This window comes from Vibrio caribbeanicus ATCC BAA-2122 (assembly GCF_000165125.1).
GTDB lineage: Bacteria > Pseudomonadota > Gammaproteobacteria > Enterobacterales > Vibrionaceae > Vibrio > Vibrio caribbeanicus.
The window spans coordinates 175637-199065 of record NZ_AEIU01000069.1 but is presented as its reverse complement, the minus strand read 5'-3'; the positions used below and the strand labels follow the sequence as shown (position 1 = coordinate 199065).

The window sequence follows — 23429 nt, the reverse complement described above, 5'->3', positions numbered from 1 at the left end:
TTTACTGCCTGTGGAAAATACCGATTTTCATAATCATGATGCTATTCAATATATTCAGTAACATTTTGCAACAAATAAAACGCTAATTGGCTATTTTCGAGCATTCTATTATCCATCCTAACTATTTGACCAAAATCTTATCAAGAAAAGACGATTTTCGACCATCTCGCAAGCCCTGCAGCAACCGAACCAAAGTTATCTCCGTTTACGATAGGGACATCGGGGATCACTGAACTAATTGCATTACGCAAGATGGGTGAATGTGCCGAGCCTCCAGTCATAAAGACAACATCTGGTACTATCTGACCTTGAGTCATTGCTTCTTGAACAAGTGCCTGTATTTTTGCTGTTGGAACCGCAATAGCAGACGCTAGTTCTTGAGCCGACAGACTTATGTCTAGATATTCCTTACTTAAAGCTATTTGACTAGAATGAGTGTTTTCTGTGGCTAAAGCGATTTTAGCTTGCTCGGCTTGTCTGACAATAGAGTGCCCCAAAGTACAATCATAAAGCTCCAAAAGTCGGTCAAGTTTCTCTGGGTTTAAAGCCTCTTTTTTCATATGTAAGAGCTGGTTACGATTTTTAGTCTGATAAAACTCTCTTTGCGCTTGAACATCATTAATCGCGACAGGATTCCAAAATTGTGTCACTGGGTAATCTAAACCCAAACTATTCTGAGTACCTAAACCAAATAACGGCATAAACTGTTTAAACGCAGTAAAGATATCAAGATCGTTACCACCTATCCTTCGACCAGAATGAGCAAGAAGAGAATTGGTTCGGTCTTGTTTTCCAACCCAACTTGGCCCCATCTTTATAAGCGAGCAATCCGTTGTACCTCCCCCAATATCAACAACCAACACTGTCTTATCTTGGATAAGAGAAGCTTCATATTCTAAGCCAGCGGCAACCGGCTCATATTGAAACTCAACATGCCGAAACCCAGCTCGCTTTGCAGCACGATGGAGAATAGCTTGCGCTTGGCGATTGGACTCATCTCCATCTCGACCCAGAAAATTGATTGGTCGCCCAATGACAGTATCTTGAAGCTCTTTGTTAATTGATAGCTCTGCGCATGCTTTGATATTTACCATCATCGCGCAAACCAGATCTTCAAAAAATGCTATCTGCTGTTCTTTAAGACCAGAGACCCCTAAAAATGATTTTGGAGATTTTACATAAAACGTGTCTTGCGGATCCGCCAGGTATTGTGACAATGCGTCATGACCAAAACGAATATCGTCTGCCTGTATACCCAAGTAACCTCAAGATGCTAGGTTCAGCGAGAATGACTTGCTTGACAGGCAAGGCAACGATTTGAAAATCTAGTCATCTAAATTGAAAATCGGTAACGACGCATGTAAAGCAAGACACCTCGCCCTCTGGGAGCGTGCCACAGTGCCGATTTCATCGTCAAACAACTTGGTAAGAGTCGACTATTACGCTGCGTTATTTTCCTTGAACTCAACACTGTGGCACCGCTCTGAATCCTGCATTTTGAAGTCACTTGGGTATATATCTAACCCTTCTTCCGAATTATGCCTGATCGCAATTCTCAAGGCCGTTTCACCAGCTGAAGAGGAAGGCTTTATATCATAGTGACGAAATAATGCTTCAGAAACCGCATGCGAGGTGGGCGCAGATAAACTGGATGGCAGATCATAGACACCATGCATCAGAGGTATACGACTTGCCCAACCATCGACCATTTGAGCAACGGAGCAGTTTGCCGTCCCATAATCAAAACCAATAGACATATCTACAACTCCTTTTTGTCACGAACAAAAACCATTTTTTGCTCAAGCTTACCGCATTGGGCGCAGAAGAATACGTTGACTTACCAATCAAAGCAAGTCGTTAGCTTATTCACTAAACTTTGTATCTTAACGTCACCAAGACGCTTATTCTTACCAGCTCATGACTCCAAGTTCGGGTAAAATAGCCGGAGGTTAACTTTGGACAAGCTATCAACAAGATAAACTATTGAAGATTGGGATGACCTTAGGTATACGTTAATGCTTAATAGGATAAACTAACCACTGCCCAGTCAATATGATAAGATTTTGGCTACAATCTCCCACCCTATCCCCCTCTGCGCTGATGAGAGTTGTCATGTAACCTCTGATCTCAAGCACATAAAGAATCGCTATGAGATGGTGAATATTAAGCTCGACAAAACCGGAGGCCTGACTCATGCGATGAAACTTACCCATGAGGCACAAGCGCAGGGTCTGTCAATTATGATTGGCTGTATGTTAGGTACCTCGATGGCAATGAAAGCCGCACTGCCTTTGATTCAGTTTGCAGACTTAGTTGATCTCGATGGCCCTGTGCTACTCGGTAGTGATATCGAAGATGCATTTCACTATGATGCTGGGATGATTTCTATTCAATAGCTTTGCCAACAAACGTAAAAAGCAGTGGTTATACCCACTGCTCACTTTCAGATTCGTTATTTCTCCAACGACATGCCAATGTCACTCAACCTATCTTTAAACTCTTCAATACTCGAAGCTTGGTAGGTTGGAGACCCATTAAAGTATCGCGGTTTTTCAGGCAGCATTGCATCTTTAAGTGCTTTTTCTTGTTCAATATCATCATGGTAGACAGTCACACGATTTGGTATATCTTGTTGAAATTTAGCCATAGTGTTCTCCCGTTCACGTTACGATTACTTAAACAAGCGTAGAAACCACACAGGAAGAGTCAACATTGCGTGCACCAAACAAAACACTGCTTAAACAAGCGTTAAGTTATACCCCGTCTGTTGTGGCACACTTTTATAATCAAACTAATAAACTTTAACCAATCTAGAATTTTGTGAGCGCTCGCAAAGGCATCACATATAGCCAGTAGATTTTCGATTGAGCTGTTCAATCTGTGCAATCGTTTTCTGTGGAGATTGATAGTCGACCTTCACCTCAACCGTTTGTTCTTCATTACCGATAAACAGTGAAGGAAATTGATACCCTCCTAACTTACAAGCAAAGTCAAACTCATTAAAAAGCTCTTTATTCAGTGCCTCTGAATAGTATTCATCTTCAAAGCGCTCAACATCTAGACCTATCTCTTCGGCAAGCTCAACCAAAACTTCACATCTACTCGGGTTCCTCGCCTCTATATAGAAAGCGTTTTGGATCGCCGCAAGCATTTGCAGTTCTGCATTTTGTTTTCGCGCCGCTAAGACAGCTCGACATGATGGGTAGGTTGAGTAATAAGGTGTATTTTCCTCCCAAAAGTTATGATTGAACTCCGTCCCTAACTGCCACTCAACTTTTCGCCAATCGGCTTTGAGGTGCGTTTTCATTTCTTCTGATAACGGTTGATCATTGTCAGGTGCTAGCCCGCCAAGAATGAGTTGTATTTCAATTCGACCCTCAAAAATTTGCTTTATTTGCTGCCAAATCGGTTTAAAGCCCCAACACCAGGAACACATAGGGTCGTAAACATAAAAGAGCTTAGTAGCACTAGAAGGCAACACCTTTTGATTGTTCATAGTTCACCCCAGATTGTTGGTTACTCATTAAGCATAAACTGTCTAGATTGAAATGCACGATATTCGACCAAACTCTTTCAAGAGGATACTTTTAAAACATTTGGCTCTATGCAGAAGTGGTATTTCCGCACTATCATGGTTAAATTATGCAATGACTTAACACGACAATAAAAAGCCTCAAGGCGAAGCAAAAGAGACAAAGATAATGATTGATGACGACAGAATAATCTCAGACTTAGACGAATTAGAAACCTTCCTAGTTACCGTTGAGAGCGGATCTCTTGGACTAAATAATGCCGCTGGTATCGTCATGGCAACCAATAATAGTGATGGAAGACGATTCGTGGCTGTATTAGATGACAACCACCAACTTCTATTAGGCCGTTGGGTTACCGAGGAGGTATTTCAAACAGGTCAAGATATGGTAAAAAATGGCACCAATCGATCTCATTGAACTTAATATCACACAGTAAAAAAGCGCTCACTCTGAGCGCTTTTTGCTGTTAGTTTAACGTCAAGGTTAGCGAGACCTTCGCACCCTGAACCAACCTAGAGATTGGGCAATTCTCTTTAGCGACCTTACCCAATTGCTGTAAATCATCATCGGTCAAACCTTCAGCTGTCACCTGAGAACTTAGCTCGATGTGAGTAATTTTAGGGCCATCTTCATCTCCCAAGTGAACTTTAGCTTGTGTTTGAACGGTTGGTGTTAGTCCTTTTTCAGAAAGAAGTGCCGCTAAAAACATAGAAAAGCAGCCAGAGTGAGCGGCGCCGATCAGTTCTTCGGGATTCGTCGCATCCCCGTCTTCAAATCGAGAAGCAAAGGTAAAAGGGCTTACAACTTCACCATACTTCATCACGCCTTTTCCCGTTTTGAGTGTCCCTTCCCAAAGGGCGTTTGCCACCTGTACCGACATAATTCCTCCTCATGTACGGATTGAACTGGATACCAATAAAAAACGACACATCCCGTTGTTACTGATATCGTGTCTAAACCGAATTTAAGTTAAAATAAAAAGGTCTAAACCCAAGTCTATTAACTATAGAAAAAGTTGATCATTGATCAAGCAGGCTAAAAAAGCAGGCAAGCCGGAAACAAAAAGCTTGATGCAGAATAGGGTATTTGATGAGAAACGTTCTTCGTCAATTTTATCAGCTATCGAACTGTCAACCATAGAAGCTGCCACTCGCTCCGCTTTGTCGTTACCAAAACCAACCTCTGGAGGATAGATAAAAAATAACGCTGCTATTGCCCAAAGGAGCATCACGACCAAGAAAGCGTAGTCAGACCAATGATTCAAACCAAAGAATCCTGAAAACTCCTCAAAGGCGACCACGATCGTGAGAGTAATACAATTGCTAAAAACAAAAAACTTAAATAAATTGAGCATGTTCTTTCGAGATCTCCTAGCAAAATAAGGAACTTTAAACGGTACTCAGCTATGTATGTATTATGCGAGTAAACAGCTACCTCAAACATCAAAGCCTTTTGCGTATATAGTATCTAATCTATTACGCCCTACTCTTCTTAAAAAAACTTGTACTCTTTCCTCGTTGACCATAACTTATAACGCTAGATAGTAATACTATGGCCCGTAGCAAAGTACTCTAAGCGGTCGCCGAGTACACCTTTTAAAATTTGATAAGCTTTCATGCCCGTACAGTGACCTGTGTAAAGCTTATCTATGGGAAAGTCCAAAATTGCTTCACCAACTTGTTCGATCTGCTTTTTAGTACCACCAATACTATTAAACAGTGGCAGTCCAACTAAGTGAAAACCACCAACTACTGCTTTGATCCTTATATCAGGAAAATGCTTGATAGCAGTATCTATCATATTAAGAACACCACTGTGAGCACAGCCAGTGAATACGATAAGTCCATCACTTTCTTTTACGACAAGTAATAATTCGTGGTCAAAACTATCGGGTATACAATTACCATCTGATTCAGTGAAAAGATATTTATTACCTTCTGGCTTCGCAAACTTATTACTTATATCAGTGATAATAAAAATACTAGGAGAAATTTCAACCATCTGATTAACGAAGGTTAGTCTATTCATCCCCTTAACCAACAACTGTTTATCTATACCGACATTACTTTTAAAACCAAATGTCTTAAAGACGTAATTGGTTTCTTCACATTCACGAAAATAAACTTGAGCCCTCGAGTTGCGATCTAAAAAGTGAGTGACTCCATTACAATGATCATGGTGACGATGTGAAATAACGGCGGCGTCTACGTGGCTAATATCAATATTCAGTAAATTTGCATTATCACAGAAAGCTTCACTGCTTCCAGCGTCAAATAATATACTTTTACCCATAGTACTTGCATGAATAGAAAGCCCTCTTTCTACCGCAAGATCTGTTCGATTTTTCAATCTCGCATTATCAATTAAAGATGTCAGTATCATATAGGCCAGTTCTGGTTAGAAAGTCGCCCTTAGACTAAGCTTTTTGTCACCACATTAATAGCCATAAAGTCTTAAAAATTAAGTAAGCAAGGCCATATTTATGAACCGCACTATGTTTAATATCATAGGGCTTTGGAATCATTAAGATAAATAATTAAGGAAGGAATGGTAATTAAATTTTCGCAACACGTTTTTAGAAAGAAGTGAGACGCACGAACGCCGTTTTAACAAACCTAAATATCATTATAAAATAAATCAGATAATTGATAGAAAGGCCACCTTTAAGTGGCCTTAAAAGAATACATTAAACAGACATTATCATACTGTCGCTTCTTCAGGGCTAACTCCAGCTACCGTATTATCCTGGAGTAAAGTACCATCTTTATCGAATATCAAGATCTGAGAAGGAGATGACCTTTCTAAAGAGGCCTGCTTAGCCCCCTCATTCTGTGTTATTGGCGTTTCATTAACCCATAACTGAGACTCCAGTCCAACATCAGCATTTGCCTTTCCTACTGCATTAAAAATGGCATCACTGCCACTGGTGCGAAAACCATTAGGATTACCAAGCTCACGTATAACAGATGCTGGAGTTGGGAACCAAAGCCAATGAAGGTTGGAGCCACCAGGTATATTAAGATCTATTTTGTCTTTAAACCAAATGGCAACATTGCCCGAAATAGTGACATCAGATTTAAATGTTCCAGCCGATTTATTTCGATCGAGTATCCAACTTATTTCTGTGGATGACTTAGGTGGAGTCACAATTGTCTTATTAACACCCCACGTTTTTGTAGTCGTTTTACTCTCACCTTGCGTTGAGCTGAAATTAAACTCGAATGATTCTTCTGTCTCAGCTCCAATTCCCGCAAATTTGGCAGACACTTTAACCGAGGCTCCAACTTTTATACCTTCTGTTGTAGACCATGAAAAATTATTCGACACTGACTCTGAACGCGATATCGTTGTGGATACCGATTCCGACCCGTTATTAGTCACTCTATCTTTATAAAGCATATCTTGATTTACAGAAGGCGCATCCCAGAAAAATACTGGGTCTTGTACATTAACGGAGACCTTCATATCAGGGTATTGTTCCTTAATATGGCTTTGGCTTCCATCAATACAAATCCATTTGACTTTAGTGCCTCTTTCTTTGGCGATCTTGTCTGCATACTGCTGTACTAATGCTTCAAAGTCGGTAATATTACTGGACATTTCAATTCTCCATAAGAAGTTTAGATATTCACAAGCAACCTACAGCAGCACCTCAAAAGCAAATGATTGCATATGAATGGTAGCAGTGTTTTTCAATCTATACAGATTATCCTTTTGATATGTGTCCACTGTGCATACCCCGCTCCTTTAAAAAGTCGAAACCACAGCAAATAGATCCGATTTTATACAGTGTTAATCATCAGAAAAATTTGGCCTTAGAGAGATAATTCAAGCGCTCAGAAAAAGCAATTCAGGACACGCAGCAACATCGCCAGCGTATCCATTGTCAATCATCGCTATCAAGAGAAAGTATCGAGTTCTATATCGCCTTTCGATATCAATACTCTTTGAAGCTCTCGCTGTACCACCGCATCTTTTGTCAACAATTGTAGTCTGACCCCACTGACAAATGATGCTTGCTGCATTTCGACGTACTCCATCAAAGCGTCTGCTAATTCGAGATAGATCTGAGCTTTAATATAGATTTCTAAGGTCCCTTTATTTACCTCTCCGCGGATATCTTTGGCATAAATATCAGCAATATTGTAGAAGGTTAGCGCTTCATCAAGTATTTCTCCGGGTGTTTTATTGTGTACGACTTTTTTAAAAACCGTACTGACCGCCGAGCCAGCATATGGAACCTTACCCAAAAGAATCGCTATGAATTTTTTGGCAGCTTTCTTAGCATTTTCTTTACGCATACGCTCCGAGACCTGGAGTTTTGCCACTTCATAATTTTTTCTAAAAAACGTTTCAACAACATTACGGCCTGCTAGACGACTCTTTTCTGCTGAGAGTATCTGGGCTAACGCAATTTTAGATAACATCACTTTCCTCAGTCACATAAATAAAGCTTTGTGCTTCTTCATCTTGGCCAGAAGTCTCACTAAGCGACACTTTTTTCAAAGTTGACTATGGTTGCTGGCGAGTTGCAGCAACAACAATCTCACGAATACAAACGCTCTGCGGTTGCTGATATACAAACTCAACTGTGCGAGCAATATCGTCAGCCACTAGCACACCTTCCATGCTGTCTTTCCAATCTTCATAACCCGCTTTAATCTCATCTGAAGTCGTGTGAGAAAGCAGTTCAGTTTCTACCGCACCCGGTGCGATTGTCGTTACACGAACATTTGAATCTGCAACTTCTTCACGAACATTTTCAGAAATAGCGTGTACCGCAAATTTAGTACCACAGTAAGCGGCATGATTCGGGAATGTTTTACGACCAGCGATCGAGCTAACATTGATGATAGTGCCAGACTGACGCGCTTTCATAGGTGCAAGCACCACTTGCATACCGTTCATTAGGCCAATCACGTTTACATCGAACATAGTTTTCCACTCTGATGCGTCTTGGTCAGCTAGCTCGCTAAGTAACATCATGCCTGCGTTGTTAACGATACAATCTGTTTCACCGTAAACTTCTTCTGCTTTAGCAATTGCAGCTTCAAAAGAAGCTTTGTCAGTTACATCCACCTTCTCACACATTGTTTTTGGTAGGTTTAACGCTTCAAGGCGCTCAACACGACGAGCTAAGAGAAGCAAAGGGTGACCTGCAGCACTCATACGACGAGCGATAGCTTCACCAATACCAGAACTTGCACCTGTAATGACAACTAATTTTTTCATTGTGTATTCTCCAAATCGTAATTAATAAGCAACCTCGATAACCAAGCTGGTTTGTTGCGATGGAGGTATATTAAGAGAACTCACTTCGTTGATATATAGCCATTAAATCAAATAACTTTTTCCATGCTGCAACAATCATATTGCTGGCTCCAGGCAAAATTTGAGCGCCTTGTAGGCACAGCCAATAGAAAGCAAAAAAGCCACCACTTGCACGACTGGGCAAGTCCGGTAGCTTTAGAGATATTCGAAGTAAAGAGAGACTGAATCAATCTGATTTAGCGATAAATAGTGATTAAAAACGTGTTTTCCTAAAAGTCTGATTCAAACTTTTGCTTAACAAAATCGATGAAGGTTCTTAAACGCTTTGGTTGGTATTTATCTCTGTGGTAAACCACAGAAAAAAGCACCGATGGAATGTGCCATTTAGGCAGTACTTCCATTAAATCGCCCGCTTCAATCGCATCAGGGCAGTATATTCTCGGAACACGAATGATACCGTTTCCCGCCATTGCATTGGCGATCAAAGCGTGTCCGTTCTTGGATACTAAATTCCCCTCAATATTGACATCAAACTGCTCTGAAGGATTTTCATCCGACTCAAAACTCCAACGCTTAACCGACCCTGTTAAGCAGCGGTGCTCCGCAAGTTCGTTAGGGTGCTGAGGGTTTCCATATTTATGTACGTAACTTGGACTCGCTAAACTCACTATATCGACATCCATTAACTTCTTAGCGATGAAGCTTGAATCCTCTAACTCCCCCATACGAAAAGCGATATCGAAATCATCTTGGATTAGATCGATTCTGTTGCTACTAAAATCGAGGTGCACTTGGATCTGAGGGTGTTCCAGCATAAAGGCAGCCACATATCTAGAAATGATTTTCTCTCCAATATAGCCACCGACACAGTTCACGCGAATCAATCCGCGAACTTCTTTTGTATCGTCCACTGCTGCGATAAGCGCTTGGTCGATTCCGTTAATGGCTCTTTCACACTGAAGGTAAAAACGCTTTCCCGCTTGAGTAAGCTTTAGGCTTCGAGTACTTCGGGTAAGTAAAGTCACTTGCATTTGTTTTTCAAGCGAGTTTATCTGCCTTGATACATGGGAGCGCGATACATTCAGCGCTTCCGCCGCTTTCGTAAAATTACCTAGCTGTGCAATCAGCACAAAAGAACGAATATCCGCCAAGTTGATGTTGTTAATCACCACTTTCTCCAATTTTATTCGTAGCCATATGGCAACAGTAAATCAACTATTGCCATATATATCAACAAAACTGATTTATTTATTATCTACTTCGTTGAAACCTAGTCTAAATATCGAATCTTTTGGAGAATATAAAAAATGGCAATTCAAACTCTAAATCCCTATACCAATAAAGTTGAGCATCGTTTTGATGCAATTTCTGATGTTAAGATCAAACAAGCAATCGATGACTCTCACACCGCATTCTTAGAATGGAAAAACACATCTGTTGAACAACGCGCACAGCTATTGCTTAATGTGGCTGACTTACTCGAAAAGAACGCTCGCCAATACGCTGCTTTAATGACTAGAGAGATGGGAAAACTGTTTAAAGAAGGTATTGAGTGGGAAATTCCCAACTGTATAGATATGTGTCGATACTATGCAGCTAATGCGGGGGAGTTCCTAAAAGATCAGCCTATTTTAGATGTAGAGACTGGTTCTGCAAATATTGAAAGCCTACCAATGGGGGTGATCTTCGGTGTGATGCCTTGGAACTTCCCTTTCTACCAAGTTATCCGTTTTGCTGTGCCAAACATAATGGCTGGCAATACTGTGCTATTCAAGCACGCATCTAATGTTCCTCAATGTGCCATTGCATTGGCTGAACTATTTGCTGAAGCAGGCTTCCCTAAAGGTATTGTCACTAGCCTATTAATGTCAGCTTCTCAATCAGAACTAATTATTAGTGACAAACGAGTACAAGGCGTATCACTAACAGGTAGTGAACGCGCAGGATCTTCCGTTGCTGCTCTAGCGGGCAAATATCTCAAGAAAGTAGTGATGGAACTTGGTGGAAATGACCCATTTATTGTTCTTGCTGATGCTGATGTCGAAAAAGCCGCTGACCTAGCTTTGGTTGCAAAAATGTTTAACTCTGGAGAGGTTTGTACCGGCGCTAAACGATTCATTATTGCAGAGGAAATTTACGATGAATTTCTGGCTCTGTTTACCCAAAAAATGGCAGCAATGAAAGCGGGAGACCCGATGGATATGGCGACTGATTATGCGCCACTCGTGAGTGAGATAGAGTGTCAATCGTTGCTAGAACAAGTTCACCATGCAGTGGAGCAAGGTGCAACATTGGTGCTCGGTGGTGAACGCGAACCATTACCTGGAGCGTGGCTAAAACCAACTATTTTGACGGATGTAACACAGCAAATGGATATCTTTGATCGTGAATTGTTTGGGCCGATAGCGGTCGTTTACAAAGTGTCATCCGAGCAACAAGCCATCGAGCTTGCAAATAACAGCTCTTATGGCCTGAGCTCAGCGATTATCTCTCAAAATGAAAGTAAAGCTCGTTCTGTGGCATCGAAACTAGAAACCGGTGTGTCATTCATTAATAGCTTTACTATCTCTGAGCCATGTCTACCGTTCGGTGGAGTAAAAAACTCGGGGTTTGGGCGTGAACTAGGCCGCGCTGGTATGGAAGAGTTTATAAACAAAAAACTAGTTCGTTCACTTTAATCTCAAAGGAAGCCTCCGAACGGGGGCTTTATTTTTGGAAAAGATTGTATGAAATCATGAGCAAGTGAATTGTTAGTAGTATTAGCTACCTGTTTTGAAAATTTAGGACACACACCAAAAGGGGGCGCAACACGTTTTTGGACAAAAGTGAGTTAGGGTCGAAGCCCTAACTCGTTCCGTGAACATTAGAAAAAGTATTTTGAGTCTTAAACGTCTATTCTCTGAAACCGTAGATACGCAACCCTCTATCTGTGAGCTTCGTATCAAAGTGCCCAACCGAGTTTAAGATGCTCAATGCTTCATCTATATCTTGATGCCAATGTTTAAAGGGCACATTTTCATACCCACTAGGCTTGCCTACTTTGGGGATTTCTAACCACTCAATTCGCTTGTAGGCGAAAGGTCCTGAGCCATAGTCGCCCACATACTTTTCCATTAACTCGTCTGATTTGGTAAACCAGCCTAGAAACTCATAATCTTCATCAACAAACTTCCAGTAACACTGGTTCAACATCAATTCTGGCACATCTAATACCGTAAACACTTTACGCCACTTAGCATTTGACATTAGTGACACTGAAAATCGATTTTTAATAACATTATCTAGGTATTCATCCATTCTTGCTGGCATGCAAAATCTCCAAACGTATCAACGCCCAATAAGGTGTGAACCACGCGATACCGGAGATCCCGCACACCACCTTAATCACTAAATTCAACGCATAGTAAAAATACCACATAATTAAGAACACACCCTAGAGGGGCAGCACGCTTTTGGACAAAAGCTTCTTAGCTTAAACAACTTAGATACATTAGCTCACATAAGAAAAAGTATCTTTAAACCTTAAACGTTTGTTACATTAGCCAAATATGAGTAATTAAGGGACGGTTCCCAGTACATGATAAAGCCAATTTCACGGGTTTTCCGGCACTATATGCAGTTAACGCCATAGAATATATACCTCTACCTTTGTGCGTGTTTAAAAACACAGTGTTATACGTGCTGTTAATTCCTGCACGACACTCCGAAGGGATGAAATCACTAGGCACTCCACCCTCTATGATTATCAATGCTCTTCCGTTTTCATCACCTTCCACAATAATGCTAGATATCTTTTTTGCTGTAGGCATCCAACTCCCCGGATTTGCAGATGCAGATACCGATGTAAACACCAATACAAACAAAATTAGAGGTAAAACCTTCATAACCTTAGTTCCTTGAAATATTTTAAAAAATAAAACTTACGATATTTCGATCTAAAAATGTAACGCTTTCTATACGGCTTTCAGCCGTTTTTCATAATCCTATTATGCAATCTTTTTAAACGCAGTTCAATTGATAATCAATAGGTTAGTGAGGTGTGTTGAGCATTAGATTGCAAGATGACGCATAATTTTTAAAAAGCTTACGTCGGCACTCTCTCGGATAACTACAGATAAGGCAAACGTACAATTGCAGATTGTGGTTAGACTTTAGCGCTGAGAAGGAATGGGGCATATTTGATTTAGAAAATCCCAACTGTAACGTTTCTAAAAAATTGCGTTAAATTTTTGTAAGAGCTGTTTGGAACTACTAATGATACACTTCACCTTAACTAAATGATATTGAAAACTTATGCTATGAAGAAACTCCTATTCTCACTTTGTATTTGTGTTTGGTTGCCTGCTTGTACAGTAACAAATGGGGTTGCTGTAAGCTTTTAAGTAAACCTCTTCATATTTTAGGTTTCGTCAAAATCGCTCAATAAAAATATCGCCGCCCGAAGGTCGTCCCTTACTCAGATAAAACCGATCTTTCGTGGGGGTTCCTCAGAACTTAGCCATCTCTTGATCCCATCGATATACATAAACTTCAGAATAAACCTCTGATCTGATTACAAGACCAATTGGATTAAAAATCTATTAATTAAGATTGCCACAGCTTCGAAAGAAGTCATCCGTGGCAGTTTATATAAGCCACTTAATCTTTAATCTAAATAAATATTAGGAATGACTAATGAAAATTAAACAATGTATTGTATTGGCTATTACCGCACCATTTTCGTTTTTTACCCTTGCAGAAACGTCAATCACTTATATCAGCAGTTGTAGTGACTTATCGCAAATTGATGACAACCCAGAAGGCGAATATCAGCTCACAGCAGACCTCAGCTGTAGCCAAGACTTTGAGTCTCTCGGCTATTTCAAAGGGGTGTTCGACGGGCAGAATTTCACTATTAGCGATCTAAACTTATCGGGGACCGGAAACGTTGGGCTTTTTACTCAAATCAGAGGTGCAAAAATTCGTAACCTAACACTGCGAAATATTACGGTGGAACCTACGCATAAAAGTTCAAGCATTGGAGTACTTGCTGGACGAGCATATGACAGTCATTTAACTAATGTAAGGATTGAAAATAGTGAAATTACAACATCAGAAAAAGTGACCCATGGAGTTGGAATGTTATTAGGAACAATCGAAGACACAACCGTTGATATTGTAAAAGTCAGCAATTCAACCATAAATGTTGCTCATACCAGTTATCTAGGAATGCTATTAGGCCAAGCTAAGTATAGCGAACTCTCAAACCTAGCACACCGCAACAACATTCTAACGATTTCAAATGATGAACAGGAATTTGTTGGCGGGATTGTGGGAAATGCTTATGCCAGTAATCTAAAGAATATCCAGAGCAGTGGTAACCTCATTTCCGCTCAAATCCTAGAGAAGGGTAATGTAGGGCTGTTAACAGGACAATTAACCCGAGGTAGCACACTCGTGAATGCCGAAATTCGCAGCGACTTGTTGAATGTGCCTATACACGATAACCAAGTAAATAAGGGAATTGCAGCAGGATACATCCTAAAACCATCAGAGACAGCCGCGACTTTATCTAACATTCAAACTTACAGTGTTGATAATGGACTGTATTGGTACAATTCAAAACATGACACAGACATTATGACGGAACAAATCATTAAAAACTAACCAACTTAAAGGAGCACAATGTGCTCCTTTAACTAGAACAAAAGTACCAAAAGTAATAATTACTGAGCTATGAAGCACTCACTGAAGCGCTGAGTCAATTCATCTACCTTCTCTTTATAAAGTGGATGCTTGATAAGCATCCCTTGTAAGATTGCACAGGGTTGCCCTGCTATATTCTCAGCCTTAAAGAGTTGCTCTTTGTTATTAAAACGCTGATTAGTGAGAAGCTCCATAAATTGTAAGTTTGATGCTGATTTCACTTCTCCGGTAACGAGTTGTTTCAAGATTTTTAGCCTATCAGGATTTGTAACACCTTCAGGTAAAAGCGGTGCCAAATATACTTCTAAACGGTAATTATCAGGAAAAATGTACTGAAAAGTATTGAGCGAGCGCATAGCATGGAAGTTGTTGGTGATCACCAACCAGTCCCTGATATCTTTGAGTGACTCATTTTCAGTAATAGTAAAGTATGAAAACTCTGCGTTACCAACGGTATCTAGAGATAACGACTCTTTGTATAAGCGCTCACCATTGAGTCCCTTACGAATAAGGTAATTATACATGTAGTCAGCTTCTACAACGTCTTCTTTGCGCCCTTTTCCTGAGAGAATAATTGGCAGTGATTTGTCTTCTTCTGCCATTTTATAGGCATCATCTAAACGTCTTTCCAAAATGCCTTTTCCAGGTGTTGAGCCAAGCACAATGATGCCCTTTGGCGTAAAGTTGGCTGACTTTGGAAATTTTTTTCCAGTGTTCCTAAGAACTGTATTAAAAGCCTCATTTGCAATGACCGCTTTGTTTTCATCCAAGTTATCGATAACAGGAGTTGTATCTACTGCATTTGAAAATTTCTGCATTGCTTGTTGTTCATCATTAAGATGATTATACAGTTCGAAAACCTTATCAAATTGACCTTCAGTGATTTTTTTGTTCGATATTTTCTGGAGAGACTTTGATAGATACTAGCTCTCTTATACGCTGCTCTAGAGTCGTGTCGTTGGTAATAATTTGAGCATTAGCGCCGATAGAGAAAACAGTGAGAACAACTAATGAAAGTTTCTTGAACATTTGATTCCTTTTGAATTATTTAAATTTTATCCATTGTTATTACTTTTCGATTTGGATTTCGTCGGTTTAGCGATTTTTAGAGCATAAAAGTCAGATCCGCAGTTCTGACTCTTTTTAAACAAAAGCAAAAAGGATTGGAGGAATAAAAGGTGCCTTGGTCTATTAATTGGACTGATATCCCGTCTTCTTAGTGAACTTTTGCATTGCCTCAGAAAATGTTGTTGTTGTGCCTTTAGCTTGAACCTGCATTACCTTGTGCCCCATCTTTTCGAGCATTTGTCGCTCGGCCAAAACCGCTTTATCATCTATCTGGCTGCCATGAGCTGGCTGATGAATATAGCACCCTGCCAGCGAACCATCTTCTATCAATTGGTGGTGTTTAAGATCAAAATTCATATTCAGTTGTTGTTAAAAACAAACAAGTTTCTCTCGCTGGTTACATTCGCTTTAAAGGCTTAACGACCGTATCTAAGCCTTCAATTTTTAGTGCTAAGCAGAGCTTGAGCAGCTCACCTAACTCCCCTTCGGGAAAACCTTTTTTATCAAACCAAAGCAAATATTCTTCAGGTAAGTCAATCAATACGCGACCAGCGTACTTGCCAAAGGGCATCTTTATTCTCACAAGCTTGAGTACATTTTCTTTTTCTAGCACCGAAGGTTCCTGTGTGTTCGACAAAAAGAGCCCATAACTATATAAAAAATAGGCTTGCTAGTCATTAGCTCCGTCAACGGTGTGAGCATATTCAACCACAACCTGATTGCCTTCTATATAAGCATTTTGGATCTCACCATCAACCGTCATACGGCTCTTGAGATAAACGATTTTAGGGCCGTTGCTATGGTTCGCTTTTAAACTCGGGACAGTAACGTTGGGGTCAATGTGCAATAAACGACAGAACTGACTAACAAAAGACATCGTCAGAGGGGACTCTCCTCGCATTAATCGCGAAAAGCTCAATTGATTCATTCCGAGTTTCTTCGCAAACTCCATCTGCGTCAGACGCATCTTGGTTTTCTGGGACATCCAAATCGTGTTAAGCGCTTGTCTATCGTTGTCTGTAAATTCCATTCCCTCTCCTTGCAGAATTGTAGTTAATACAATAAGTCCATTTTGTTCAGGACTGAACTAAATACTGACCACAGCAATGCCCAAGTGACTTCAAGATAGGATTCAGAGCGTTTTCACAATGTTGAGTTCTAAGAAATTAACTCTGTGGAATAGTCGGCTCTTTCCTGATTGTTTAACGCTGAGATCATCGCTGTAACAAGCTACCCAAGGTAAGTTACCTTGTATCTTGATGTTACTTGGGGGTACATATAATTAATTTGAATATAATGCCAATAGGAAGCTGAGTTGTTGTCAGTTCAAGGTAAAGAGCGAGCAAATCTTGTAGAAAACAGAAAGTAAGGATGCAAAAAAACTCCAAAAATGGAGCTTTTTATCAATTCATTCAAACAGTTTGTGGCTTGAATTTATGCTGCGCCTTATCTTTGTGAGAGAACCAGGCAAATGTGGCAACAATCGAGAAAAATAAGTAAGAAAGAGCAAAGATAAATGGTGAGCTGATAATGTCTTGAGACATTCCCCAAGAAACCCCTACAACAGTAATTGTGATCTTTGAAAATAGTCCGGCAATCAACAGCAATAATGCCAATTCAGGAAACTTGGTACTACGGAATGCAAACCAGTAACAACTACCCACAGCGAGAGTTGATACATACAAACCAAGTAGAAAAGAATGGAAATGCTCTGCTGACGCAATACCTGCAATAATAGACATTACAAGTAATATAATCTTCTTCATGTATGGGCTCACAGTATAATAATTAAAGAAAGAATCCATTCGTTAGCAAAAACTCATTTTGCGTATATTTTCATCATTTTTTTATTGATTACAAGTGAATTTTTCTTCTAATTAGCCACATATGTTAGTTAAGACATTAACAAAAGATGAAATTTTAACTATATGATATTGATAAACCTTTGTCTTTAATGAGTATTTAAATGACAAACAAGATTGACACTTATAATTGTTACAATTTAATAACAAAAAATTTACCTCATAATTTAAATTTATAAATTACCACTAGCAGGATTTAGAAGACTCTGGTTTGTTATCTAAACTGAATGCTTCGCTGAGGACAACATACAAAGCTTTGAACCAACCTACTGGATATCTGGAGTGACACGTACAGCTGAGTCCTTCGTCGCACCGCTTAAAATACAATTTTGCATGATGCTATGGGGCTATTCTGGACTTGAAGGGGCATTGGCTTAATAAGCAATAGATACAGAGTTTTTGTTTCCTAAATTGGGTCATCAGTTGATCATGGATGCAATAGAATGCATGAGTAAACAATATCAATGTTGAAAAAAGAGTTAGAGGCAAAAGCCCTATTCAAACGTAACTCATGGAAAGTAACGTTTGAATAGGGCTCTTTACCCTTATGTTTAGCCTTACGCTTAAAACTACCCTTGCCCTTCTTAGGCACTTCTACTTTGCTTTGATAAAGCTTACTCGTCACCATAGCCTTTAACGCATTATCACGAATTTTGCCTCTTCCGATCTCCGCTGCCTGATCATGCTCAGTGCAGCAAAGTTTGGTTACAGTTATTTTGTTCATGTATCGGCCTCCTGATCAGCCTCATTATAATCTGTTAGTCTTCTTTATATCTCATTGATAGGCATACAGTTATGCACGCCGACATTAATGTTACATTATTTATAGCCAAATCAGTAATATTTTCGAAACTATACCTAGCGCAAATTTCTCATGAAAACACAGTGTTAAAGTATACAAAGCACCTTATTTTTATTGACTTAGTTGCACTTAGGTTTAGACTAGATGTCAGCTAGAAAACGGTTCTTGTTTACTTTCGCCGTTTCGTTGGATTTTTTAACGTCTACCGTAACGTCGTACGCAATAGCAATCTCCTTTTCCACGCTATCGGTGCCGTATGGCTTTTACAAGATTTATCAAGGATATACATTATGTCTAACACTGTTACTGGTACAGTAAAATGGTTCAACGAAACTAAAGGTTTCGGCTTCATTCAACAAGAAAACGGTCCTGACGTTTTTGCACACTTCTCTGCAATTACTGGCGACGGTTTCCGTACTCTAGTTGAAGGTCAAAAAGTTGAGTTCGTAGTATCTCAAGGTCAAAAAGGCCCTCAAGCTGAAAACATCAAAGTAGTTTAATCTGTATTACCAGAAAAATTACCAATAGCCAGCAATATGCTGGCTATTTTACTTTTATAAATCAGCTAATGAAAAATGATGACTCGCAATGTTAAATCCCTGCCGCAAATAAAAGCGATGAGCATCAAATCTTTGTACATTAGAGTCTAAATGGATTTGCTTGTAACCATTTTCTTTTGCGTAGCTTTTAAACCATTCCATCAAGAAATGGCCAACACCTCCAAAACGGCAATTTTCATTGGTTACCAAATCATCAATATAAATTGATTTACCCCAAGCCAACTTTTCTGTAACGATAAACCCCGCAACCGCTAAAACACCAGCATCTGACTGCACCGATACCAATTGGTATCCCTTCGCTTGCTGCTTCTCTATTTGTTCGGCAAGCGAATCCAAATCGTAGGTACTGCGAAGTTGCAACATCACTTCTAACACTTCTCGTTTATTCTGTACTTCTTCAAAAAAGACAACCTTCATTTTATACCCTCGTATTTTCTTCCATAGTGGGTTTATCCAGCCCAACACCACAAAAAAGTCAGGAAATGTTAAGCCAAGATAATCATAAAATTAACCGTAATTTTATGATTTCATTATATAAATCTTCTTTCTTGTGAAGCAATGAAAAATCTTCAGTAAGACACATCCGAACTAAAAGCTCACAAAACGACTGCGCTATCCACAATTCTCGTCATCTCTACTTTATCAATCGTGCAGATTAAGGTTTTATATCATGGTGAAAAAGTCTTAAGGACAAGAAAACATCTGACTCAAAAGGAGAAATTAATGAAGTCAATATTAATGAGTGGCATTGCTGTTCTGATAGCCGTTAGCCCCATCGCAGTGGCAAAAGAACAACCTGCTCAATTGGGGCCACGTCCCCTTTATCTTATCGATGATATGCAAGACAGTCCTCTGAAAGAGAAACTCCACAGCTGCAGCTCAGGCCCATTCTATCGCAGTGATTTTTCAATTGGCCATCGCGGAGCGGCGATGCAATTTCCAGAGCACACCAAAGAGTCTTATCTTGCTGCAATTGCCATGGGAGCCGGTGTATTGGAATGTGACGTTACCTTTACTAAAGACAAACAGCTAGTGTGCCGTCATTCACAAAGCGACCTTCATACCACCACAGATGTGCTTGCCCACCCGGAGCTGGCCAAAAAATGTTCTATCCCGTTTACACCTGCCGACCCTAAAACAGGTCAAGATGCAAAAGTAGAGTGTCGCACCTCTGATTTTACTCTCGCCGAGTTTAGAACACTCAAGGGAAAAATGGACGGCGCTAATCCTAAGGCCAAAACTGTTGAAGAGTACATGCAAGGTACCCCAGAATGGCGAACGGACCTTTACTCTCAAACGGGTACACTCATGACTCACGCTGAGAGTGCCGCTCTCTTCAAACAATACGGAGTCAAAGCAACGCCTGAGCTAAAATCTGCAAAAGTTCCCATGCCTTATGGTGACTTTAGTCAAGAGAAGTATGCGCAGAAATTAATTGACGAGCTAAAACAAGCGGGATTCTCTCCCAAAGAGACATTTGTGCAGTCTTTCAATCTTGAAGATATAAAATATTGGGTAAAGAATGAACCTCTATTTGCTCAGCAAGCTGTCTTTCTCGACAATCGTGTCTATGAGCAAAAGGACTTCACAGCCACGCTCGATAATATGAAAACACTCTCAAATCAGGGGGTAAAAATAATCGCACCTCCTATCTACGCATTACTCCAATTGGATAAAGAAAATAATATCGTTCAATCTGAGTATGCAAAACTTGCTAAACAAGCCAAGCTTGACATCATTGCTTGGACCCTTGAACGCTCTGGACCACTTGCACAAGGAGGTGGTTGGTACTACCAAACTGTAACCGATCAAATCAAAAAAGACGGCGATATGATGAGAGTTCTTGACGTTCTTGCTCAAGATGTCGGCGTGATTGGAGTCTTTAGTGACTGGCCTTCTACCGTAACCTACTATGCGAATTGCATGAATATTTAACATCAATATCTTAGGGTTTGATATCCCCCAATACTTGGGTATCAAACCCCCTCTCTGAATGTGTCAAATTCTCGATAAGAACAGTTTCAATGTTTTTAGATCGCTCGCAATCAAGTCTGCGTAGTAAAGGCTATCAATCGATAAGTTTGAGACTGCTCTTTTAGAATGAACATCAAGACGTCAGAAACATGTACGCCCCTCTTCACTTGCTGCTATTATGGCATAATTAATGCTATTTCAAGTTAACGACTGAAAACGGAATATTCTTTACATGGCTCTTAAACCGACGATACATAAATTCAGAATCTCATTGTCAGATACCAATCGTGATATCTATGACGCAGGGCAAATTACTATCGCCCAACATCCATCAGAAACGGTTGATAGAATGATGGCCCGTGTACTGGCACTCTGTTTTCATTGGCAGCCTGAGCTCGCTTTAACCAAGGGCCTCTCAACAACAGAAGAGCCTGATTTATGGGTAAAGTCTCTCGACCAACAAATCCGGCTATGGGTAGATATTGGTGAGCCCTCACTTGACCGAATCAAGAAAGCCTGTCGCGTTGCTGATAGAGTCGATGTTTTCACATTTAACAGCAAGTCTGAAGTATGGTGGGATCAAGTTAAGAATAAAGTACACCAATACGACGCCAATATTTATCGTTTTGGACATAGTGGTATCGAAGCACTATCTCAAGTCGTCGAACGTAGCATGGATCTCTCGGTCATGATCAGTGATGAAAGTGTGTATGTCGACTCAGAGAAAGGCTCTTTTGAAATCTCACTTGAGAACTTACACTCTCATGTCTGACATAGAACACACACTCGAAAAGATAAGTGCTAATACGAACCCATCTATCCAAACATTAACGCAAGAATGGCGTCACTTTGTAGCTAATTACCACACCCTTTATAAAAAAGCTCAGCAGGCGAAAGGAGATGGTTCAGAGTTAGACTGCCTACTAGGTGTGACCACTAAGGCACATATCACCTCAATGCAACTCATATCCGAGAGTTTACAATCGAGGCAAGCAATGCAAGAGGTTTTGGTAGATAGCGTCGGGGAAAAATACGCAACTAAATTTAACCAGTCCGATGTGCGCCAACTTGTGTTTGAAACACACCTGTGGCTTTACCTACAAGGCTACTGCCAATTAGATTTTAGCTTGGCGAATGAATACGCCCAACAAACAGCGCAGCTTATTTCGCAGCTAGACAATCTAGATGTTGACCAATATCGCTGCCAATTTCTCAAAAGCTTTTATTTGGGAAAAGAGAGAGCACCAAAACAGTGCTCTCTAATAATTCGCTTGGTTCAACAGTTAAAATGCATATTCACCAACAGATCAACGTGTTAATTGATCTGTTCAATTATAAATAGGCATGTGGTCCAAACACCTCATAATGTATTCTGTCTCTGGAAACTCCGTGGCTCTCTAACTGCTTGACGACAGCTTCCATAAAACCAACAGGACCACACATATAATAATCAGCCTCATTAAGTGCAATCTCATTAGCAACCAAATTAAGGTTCAGTGCCCCCTTAAAGTCTGCAGTAGACTCTTGGAAATACCAAGTAAACTGTTTCCAATTGTTCTCGGAAACAATTTCTCGGGTTTCCTCTTTAAAGGTATGTTGCTCAGCATTATTGCAAGCGTACAACACTGTCACATCTTGTTTGTTTTGAGTTGCGAGAGTTTGCATCATTGATTGGATCGGCGTCGCCCCAACACCTGCAGAAATAAGAACTACTGGCTTATTTTTCTCGGTATAGAAGAAATCGCCCGCTGGCGGGTAAAGCTTAACTACGTCACCAACATGTACTTCGTCATGCAGATAGTTTGAAACCAGACCTTGGTATTCACCGACTTCTCTTTTCACCGAAATTCTATAGTCTCTTCCATTCGGCTTTTGAGATAGAGAATACTGTCGGATTTCATTGTAATCAGATTGAGAGGGCTTAACTTCAATACCAACATATTGACCCGGAAGATAGTCAATCACATCCCCGCCGTCTTCAGGTACTAGAACAAAGCTCTTAACAAGCTCAGATTCAATTTTTTTCCCCTGAACAATAAAGCGTCTCGCATTCTGCCAACCACCAACAGCATGCTTACTTTTTAGATACAGCTCACCCTCTCTATCGATGAAGATTTGAGCTAGGAATAAATAGGCAGCAGTCCATGCTTCTTCAACTTGTTGGGTAAATTGCTCAGTCGCAAGTTCTCTTAATGTTTCGATTAAATGGTGTCCCACAATTTGATAGTGATCTGGCTGAATATTAAAGCTTGTGTGTTTATGTGCGATCCGCTCAACAGCCGTCGTCAATGCTTCTAAGTTCTCAATGTTCTTAGCGTAAGCGGCGATGGCTTCAAAAAGAGCTAAGGCTTGATTACCCGTTTGTTGGTGGGTCATGTTGAAAATATCTTTGAGCTCGGGGTTATGATTGAACATCCTTTGATAGAAGTGTTTTGTTAGTTCAGGGCCAGCAGACTCAAGAATGGGAATAGTTTGTTTTACAACTTCGATATGATGATTGTTCAGCATTGTGTCTTCTCTCGTAGTTTAGTCATTGCTTTCTTTCCAACAGAGCACGAAACATGCCAAATCCAACATCCCACTAAAAACTTGGTTTCTAACCTATTTTTCTTTAAATAAGAGTCATTTACACACAAAAATAAGAGAGTCATATTGACTCTCTTAGGTTGCATTA

At 40.2% G+C, this 23429-nt stretch carries 27 protein-coding genes and 2 pseudogenes; 8 read left to right on the top strand and 21 right to left on the bottom strand.

The genetic code is table 11. The annotated features are described in order from the left end of the window. Nucleotides 1-140: 140 nt before the first annotated feature. Both yegD and RH40_RS09600 read right to left on the bottom strand, forming a co-directional pair. Nucleotides 141-1259: pseudogene (gene yegD, locus RH40_RS09605) on the bottom strand (molecular chaperone); the annotation flags it as partial. Nucleotides 1260-1439: 180 nt separating this feature from the next. Further along, nucleotides 1440-1757, bottom strand: coding sequence for a chaperone (locus RH40_RS09600; RefSeq protein WP_009601271.1), 318 nt, complete (start codon nucleotides 1755-1757; stop codon nucleotides 1440-1442). Nucleotides 1758-2036: 279 nt separating this feature from the next. Here RH40_RS09600 and RH40_RS09595 point away from each other — a divergent pair. Then, nucleotides 2037-2396: pseudogene (locus tag RH40_RS09595) on the top strand (enolase C-terminal domain-like protein); the annotation flags it as partial. Nucleotides 2397-2452: 56 nt separating this feature from the next. Here RH40_RS09595 and RH40_RS09590 read toward each other — a convergent pair. Both RH40_RS09590 and RH40_RS09585 read right to left on the bottom strand, forming a co-directional pair. Beyond that, entirely contained in the window at nucleotides 2453-2647 is a 195-nt protein-coding gene (locus RH40_RS09590) for a hypothetical protein (protein WP_009601269.1), read from the bottom strand. A 192-nt stretch (nucleotides 2648-2839) separates the two neighbouring features. Beyond that, a complete protein-coding gene (locus RH40_RS09585) occupies nucleotides 2840-3496 on the bottom strand; it encodes a DsbA family protein (protein WP_009601268.1) in 657 nt (218 codons plus the stop codon). Between the two features lie 205 nt (nucleotides 3497-3701). On the opposite strand from RH40_RS09585, the gene RH40_RS09580 reads away from it, so the two are divergent. Further along, nucleotides 3702-3950, top strand: a complete 249-nt coding sequence (locus tag RH40_RS09580; protein ID WP_009601267.1) for a hypothetical protein — start codon at nucleotides 3702-3704, stop codon at nucleotides 3948-3950. 49 nt (nucleotides 3951-3999) lie between these two features. Here the strand turns inward: RH40_RS09580 and RH40_RS09575 are convergent, their stop codons facing one another. The 7 genes from RH40_RS09575 to RH40_RS09545 form a co-directional block, all read right to left on the bottom strand. Beyond that, the gene (locus RH40_RS09575; RefSeq protein WP_009601266.1) at nucleotides 4000-4413 is read right to left on the bottom strand and encodes an OsmC family peroxiredoxin; all 414 of its coding nucleotides are present in this window, start codon (nucleotides 4411-4413) and stop codon (nucleotides 4000-4002) included. A 123-nt stretch (nucleotides 4414-4536) separates the two neighbouring features. Further along, the gene (locus tag RH40_RS09570) at nucleotides 4537-4887 is read right to left on the bottom strand and encodes a hypothetical protein (RefSeq protein WP_009601265.1); all 351 of its coding nucleotides are present in this window, start codon (nucleotides 4885-4887) and stop codon (nucleotides 4537-4539) included. Between the two features lie 182 nt (nucleotides 4888-5069). Further along, a complete protein-coding gene (locus RH40_RS09565; RefSeq protein WP_009601264.1) occupies nucleotides 5070-5915 on the bottom strand; it encodes an MBL fold metallo-hydrolase in 846 nt (281 codons plus the stop codon). Between the two features lie 318 nt (nucleotides 5916-6233). Continuing rightward, on the bottom strand, nucleotides 6234-7133 hold the full coding sequence (locus RH40_RS09560) for an ETX/MTX2 family pore-forming toxin (protein ID WP_009601263.1): 900 nt from the start codon (nucleotides 7131-7133) through the stop codon (nucleotides 6234-6236). A 299-nt stretch (nucleotides 7134-7432) separates the two neighbouring features. Continuing rightward, nucleotides 7433-7960, bottom strand: coding sequence for a hypothetical protein (locus tag RH40_RS09555; RefSeq protein WP_009601262.1), 528 nt, complete (start codon nucleotides 7958-7960; stop codon nucleotides 7433-7435). 85 nt (nucleotides 7961-8045) lie between these two features. Next, the gene (locus RH40_RS09550; RefSeq protein ID WP_009601261.1) at nucleotides 8046-8765 is read right to left on the bottom strand and encodes an SDR family oxidoreductase; all 720 of its coding nucleotides are present in this window, start codon (nucleotides 8763-8765) and stop codon (nucleotides 8046-8048) included. Between the two features lie 308 nt (nucleotides 8766-9073). Beyond that, the gene (locus RH40_RS09545; protein ID WP_009601259.1) at nucleotides 9074-9973 is read right to left on the bottom strand and encodes a LysR family transcriptional regulator; all 900 of its coding nucleotides are present in this window, start codon (nucleotides 9971-9973) and stop codon (nucleotides 9074-9076) included. Between the two features lie 138 nt (nucleotides 9974-10111). On the opposite strand from RH40_RS09545, the gene RH40_RS09540 reads away from it, so the two are divergent. After that, nucleotides 10112-11482 (top strand): NAD-dependent succinate-semialdehyde dehydrogenase, encoded by a 1371-nt coding sequence (locus RH40_RS09540; protein WP_009601258.1) that lies wholly within the window; start codon nucleotides 10112-10114, stop codon nucleotides 11480-11482. A gap of 214 nt (nucleotides 11483-11696) precedes the next feature. Here the strand turns inward: RH40_RS09540 and RH40_RS09535 are convergent, their stop codons facing one another. Then, the gene (locus tag RH40_RS09535; RefSeq protein ID WP_009601257.1) at nucleotides 11697-12113 is read right to left on the bottom strand and encodes a DUF6678 family protein; all 417 of its coding nucleotides are present in this window, start codon (nucleotides 12111-12113) and stop codon (nucleotides 11697-11699) included. 1365 nt (nucleotides 12114-13478) lie between these two features. On the opposite strand from RH40_RS09535, the gene RH40_RS09525 reads away from it, so the two are divergent. Continuing rightward, on the top strand, nucleotides 13479-14450 hold the full coding sequence (locus RH40_RS09525; RefSeq protein WP_009601255.1) for a ZmpA/ZmpB/ZmpC family metallo-endopeptidase-related protein: 972 nt from the start codon (nucleotides 13479-13481) through the stop codon (nucleotides 14448-14450). Nucleotides 14451-14509: 59 nt separating this feature from the next. Here the strand turns inward: RH40_RS09525 and RH40_RS09520 are convergent, their stop codons facing one another. From RH40_RS09520 to RH40_RS09495, 7 genes are all read right to left on the bottom strand, one after another. Continuing rightward, nucleotides 14510-15307, bottom strand: coding sequence for a YdcF family protein (locus RH40_RS09520; RefSeq protein ID WP_009601254.1), 798 nt, complete (start codon nucleotides 15305-15307; stop codon nucleotides 14510-14512). A gap of 58 nt (nucleotides 15308-15365) precedes the next feature. Then, nucleotides 15366-15518, bottom strand: coding sequence for a hypothetical protein (locus tag RH40_RS20810; protein WP_009601253.1), 153 nt, complete (start codon nucleotides 15516-15518; stop codon nucleotides 15366-15368). Nucleotides 15519-15680: 162 nt separating this feature from the next. Beyond that, nucleotides 15681-15914, bottom strand: a complete 234-nt coding sequence (locus RH40_RS09515; RefSeq protein ID WP_009601252.1) for a hypothetical protein — start codon at nucleotides 15912-15914, stop codon at nucleotides 15681-15683. Between the two features lie 40 nt (nucleotides 15915-15954). After that, complete coding sequence (locus tag RH40_RS09510; protein ID WP_009601251.1) at nucleotides 15955-16170, bottom strand: DUF3820 family protein; 216 nt, start codon at nucleotides 16168-16170, stop codon at nucleotides 15955-15957. A gap of 57 nt (nucleotides 16171-16227) precedes the next feature. Beyond that, complete coding sequence (locus RH40_RS09505) at nucleotides 16228-16587, bottom strand: helix-turn-helix domain-containing protein (protein WP_009601250.1); 360 nt, start codon at nucleotides 16585-16587, stop codon at nucleotides 16228-16230. A 382-nt stretch (nucleotides 16588-16969) separates the two neighbouring features. Then, complete coding sequence (locus tag RH40_RS09500; RefSeq protein WP_009601249.1) at nucleotides 16970-17323, bottom strand: hypothetical protein; 354 nt, start codon at nucleotides 17321-17323, stop codon at nucleotides 16970-16972. Between the two features lie 523 nt (nucleotides 17324-17846). Further along, entirely contained in the window at nucleotides 17847-18143 is a 297-nt protein-coding gene (locus RH40_RS09495; protein WP_009601248.1) for a ribosome alternative rescue factor ArfA, read from the bottom strand. 368 nt (nucleotides 18144-18511) lie between these two features. On the opposite strand from RH40_RS09495, the gene RH40_RS09490 reads away from it, so the two are divergent. Beyond that, complete coding sequence (locus RH40_RS09490) at nucleotides 18512-18721, top strand: cold-shock protein (protein ID WP_009601247.1); 210 nt, start codon at nucleotides 18512-18514, stop codon at nucleotides 18719-18721. Between the two features lie 54 nt (nucleotides 18722-18775). On the opposite strand, the gene RH40_RS09485 is transcribed toward RH40_RS09490, so the two are convergent. Then, complete coding sequence (locus RH40_RS09485) at nucleotides 18776-19198, bottom strand: GNAT family N-acetyltransferase (RefSeq protein ID WP_009601246.1); 423 nt, start codon at nucleotides 19196-19198, stop codon at nucleotides 18776-18778. A gap of 306 nt (nucleotides 19199-19504) precedes the next feature. On the opposite strand from RH40_RS09485, the gene RH40_RS09480 reads away from it, so the two are divergent. The 3 genes from RH40_RS09480 (at nucleotide 19505) to RH40_RS09470 (ending at nucleotide 22074) form a co-directional block, all read left to right on the top strand. Further along, on the top strand, nucleotides 19505-20716 hold the full coding sequence (locus RH40_RS09480; protein WP_009601245.1) for a glycerophosphodiester phosphodiesterase family protein: 1212 nt from the start codon (nucleotides 19505-19507) through the stop codon (nucleotides 20714-20716). Nucleotides 20717-20987: 271 nt separating this feature from the next. Then, nucleotides 20988-21527, top strand: coding sequence for a YaeQ family protein (locus tag RH40_RS09475; protein ID WP_009601244.1), 540 nt, complete (start codon nucleotides 20988-20990; stop codon nucleotides 21525-21527). Next, entirely contained in the window at nucleotides 21520-22074 is a 555-nt protein-coding gene (locus RH40_RS09470) for a hypothetical protein (RefSeq protein WP_009601243.1), read from the top strand. Before RH40_RS09475 ends, RH40_RS09470 begins: the two co-directional genes overlap by 8 nt. A gap of 13 nt (nucleotides 22075-22087) precedes the next feature. On the opposite strand, the gene hmpA is transcribed toward RH40_RS09470, so the two are convergent. Next, nucleotides 22088-23263 carry an NO-inducible flavohemoprotein gene (gene hmpA / locus RH40_RS09465; RefSeq protein WP_009601242.1) on the bottom strand — a complete coding sequence of 392 codons (1176 nt, stop codon included), beginning with the start codon at nucleotides 23261-23263 and terminating at the stop codon, nucleotides 22088-22090. Nucleotides 23264-23429: the final 166 nt, after the last annotated feature.

Excerpts from the sequence above, each read along its gene's own strand:
- RH40_RS09600 (WP_009601271.1), bottom strand. The coding sequence starts at position 1,757 with ATGTCTATTGGTTTTGATTATGGGACGGCAAACTGCTCCGTTGCTCAA.
- RH40_RS09590 (WP_009601269.1), bottom strand. The coding sequence starts at position 2,647 with ATGGCTAAATTTCAACAAGATATACCAAATCGTGTGACTGTCTACCAT.
- RH40_RS09585 (WP_009601268.1), bottom strand. The coding sequence starts at position 3,496 with ATGAACAATCAAAAGGTGTTGCCTTCTAGTGCTACTAAGCTCTTTTAT.
- RH40_RS09580 (WP_009601267.1), top strand. The coding sequence starts at position 3,702 with ATGATTGATGACGACAGAATAATCTCAGACTTAGACGAATTAGAAACC.
- RH40_RS09575 (WP_009601266.1), bottom strand. The coding sequence starts at position 4,413 with ATGTCGGTACAGGTGGCAAACGCCCTTTGGGAAGGGACACTCAAAACG.
- RH40_RS09570 (WP_009601265.1), bottom strand. The coding sequence starts at position 4,887 with ATGCTCAATTTATTTAAGTTTTTTGTTTTTAGCAATTGTATTACTCTC.
- RH40_RS09565 (WP_009601264.1), bottom strand. The coding sequence starts at position 5,915 with ATGATACTGACATCTTTAATTGATAATGCGAGATTGAAAAATCGAACA.
- RH40_RS09560 (WP_009601263.1), bottom strand. The coding sequence starts at position 7,133 with ATGTCCAGTAATATTACCGACTTTGAAGCATTAGTACAGCAGTATGCA.
- RH40_RS09555 (WP_009601262.1), bottom strand. The coding sequence starts at position 7,960 with ATGTTATCTAAAATTGCGTTAGCCCAGATACTCTCAGCAGAAAAGAGT.
- RH40_RS09550 (WP_009601261.1), bottom strand. The coding sequence starts at position 8,765 with ATGAAAAAATTAGTTGTCATTACAGGTGCAAGTTCTGGTATTGGTGAA.
- RH40_RS09540 (WP_009601258.1), top strand. The coding sequence starts at position 10,112 with ATGGCAATTCAAACTCTAAATCCCTATACCAATAAAGTTGAGCATCGT.
- RH40_RS09535 (WP_009601257.1), bottom strand. The coding sequence starts at position 12,113 with ATGCCAGCAAGAATGGATGAATACCTAGATAATGTTATTAAAAATCGA.
- RH40_RS09525 (WP_009601255.1), top strand. The coding sequence starts at position 13,479 with ATGAAAATTAAACAATGTATTGTATTGGCTATTACCGCACCATTTTCG.
- RH40_RS09520 (WP_009601254.1), bottom strand. The coding sequence starts at position 15,307 with ATGCAGAAATTTTCAAATGCAGTAGATACAACTCCTGTTATCGATAAC.
- RH40_RS20810 (WP_009601253.1), bottom strand. The coding sequence starts at position 15,518 with ATGTTCAAGAAACTTTCATTAGTTGTTCTCACTGTTTTCTCTATCGGC.
- RH40_RS09515 (WP_009601252.1), bottom strand. The coding sequence starts at position 15,914 with ATGAATTTTGATCTTAAACACCACCAATTGATAGAAGATGGTTCGCTG.
- RH40_RS09505 (WP_009601250.1), bottom strand. The coding sequence starts at position 16,587 with ATGGAATTTACAGACAACGATAGACAAGCGCTTAACACGATTTGGATG.
- RH40_RS09500 (WP_009601249.1), bottom strand. The coding sequence starts at position 17,323 with ATGAAGAAGATTATATTACTTGTAATGTCTATTATTGCAGGTATTGCG.
- RH40_RS09495 (WP_009601248.1), bottom strand. The coding sequence starts at position 18,143 with ATGAACAAAATAACTGTAACCAAACTTTGCTGCACTGAGCATGATCAG.
- RH40_RS09490 (WP_009601247.1), top strand. The coding sequence starts at position 18,512 with ATGTCTAACACTGTTACTGGTACAGTAAAATGGTTCAACGAAACTAAA.
- RH40_RS09485 (WP_009601246.1), bottom strand. The coding sequence starts at position 19,198 with ATGAAGGTTGTCTTTTTTGAAGAAGTACAGAATAAACGAGAAGTGTTA.
- RH40_RS09480 (WP_009601245.1), top strand. The coding sequence starts at position 19,505 with ATGAAGTCAATATTAATGAGTGGCATTGCTGTTCTGATAGCCGTTAGC.
- RH40_RS09475 (WP_009601244.1), top strand. The coding sequence starts at position 20,988 with ATGGCTCTTAAACCGACGATACATAAATTCAGAATCTCATTGTCAGAT.
- RH40_RS09470 (WP_009601243.1), top strand. The coding sequence starts at position 21,520 with ATGTCTGACATAGAACACACACTCGAAAAGATAAGTGCTAATACGAAC.
- hmpA (WP_009601242.1), bottom strand. The coding sequence starts at position 23,263 with ATGCTGAACAATCATCATATCGAAGTTGTAAAACAAACTATTCCCATT.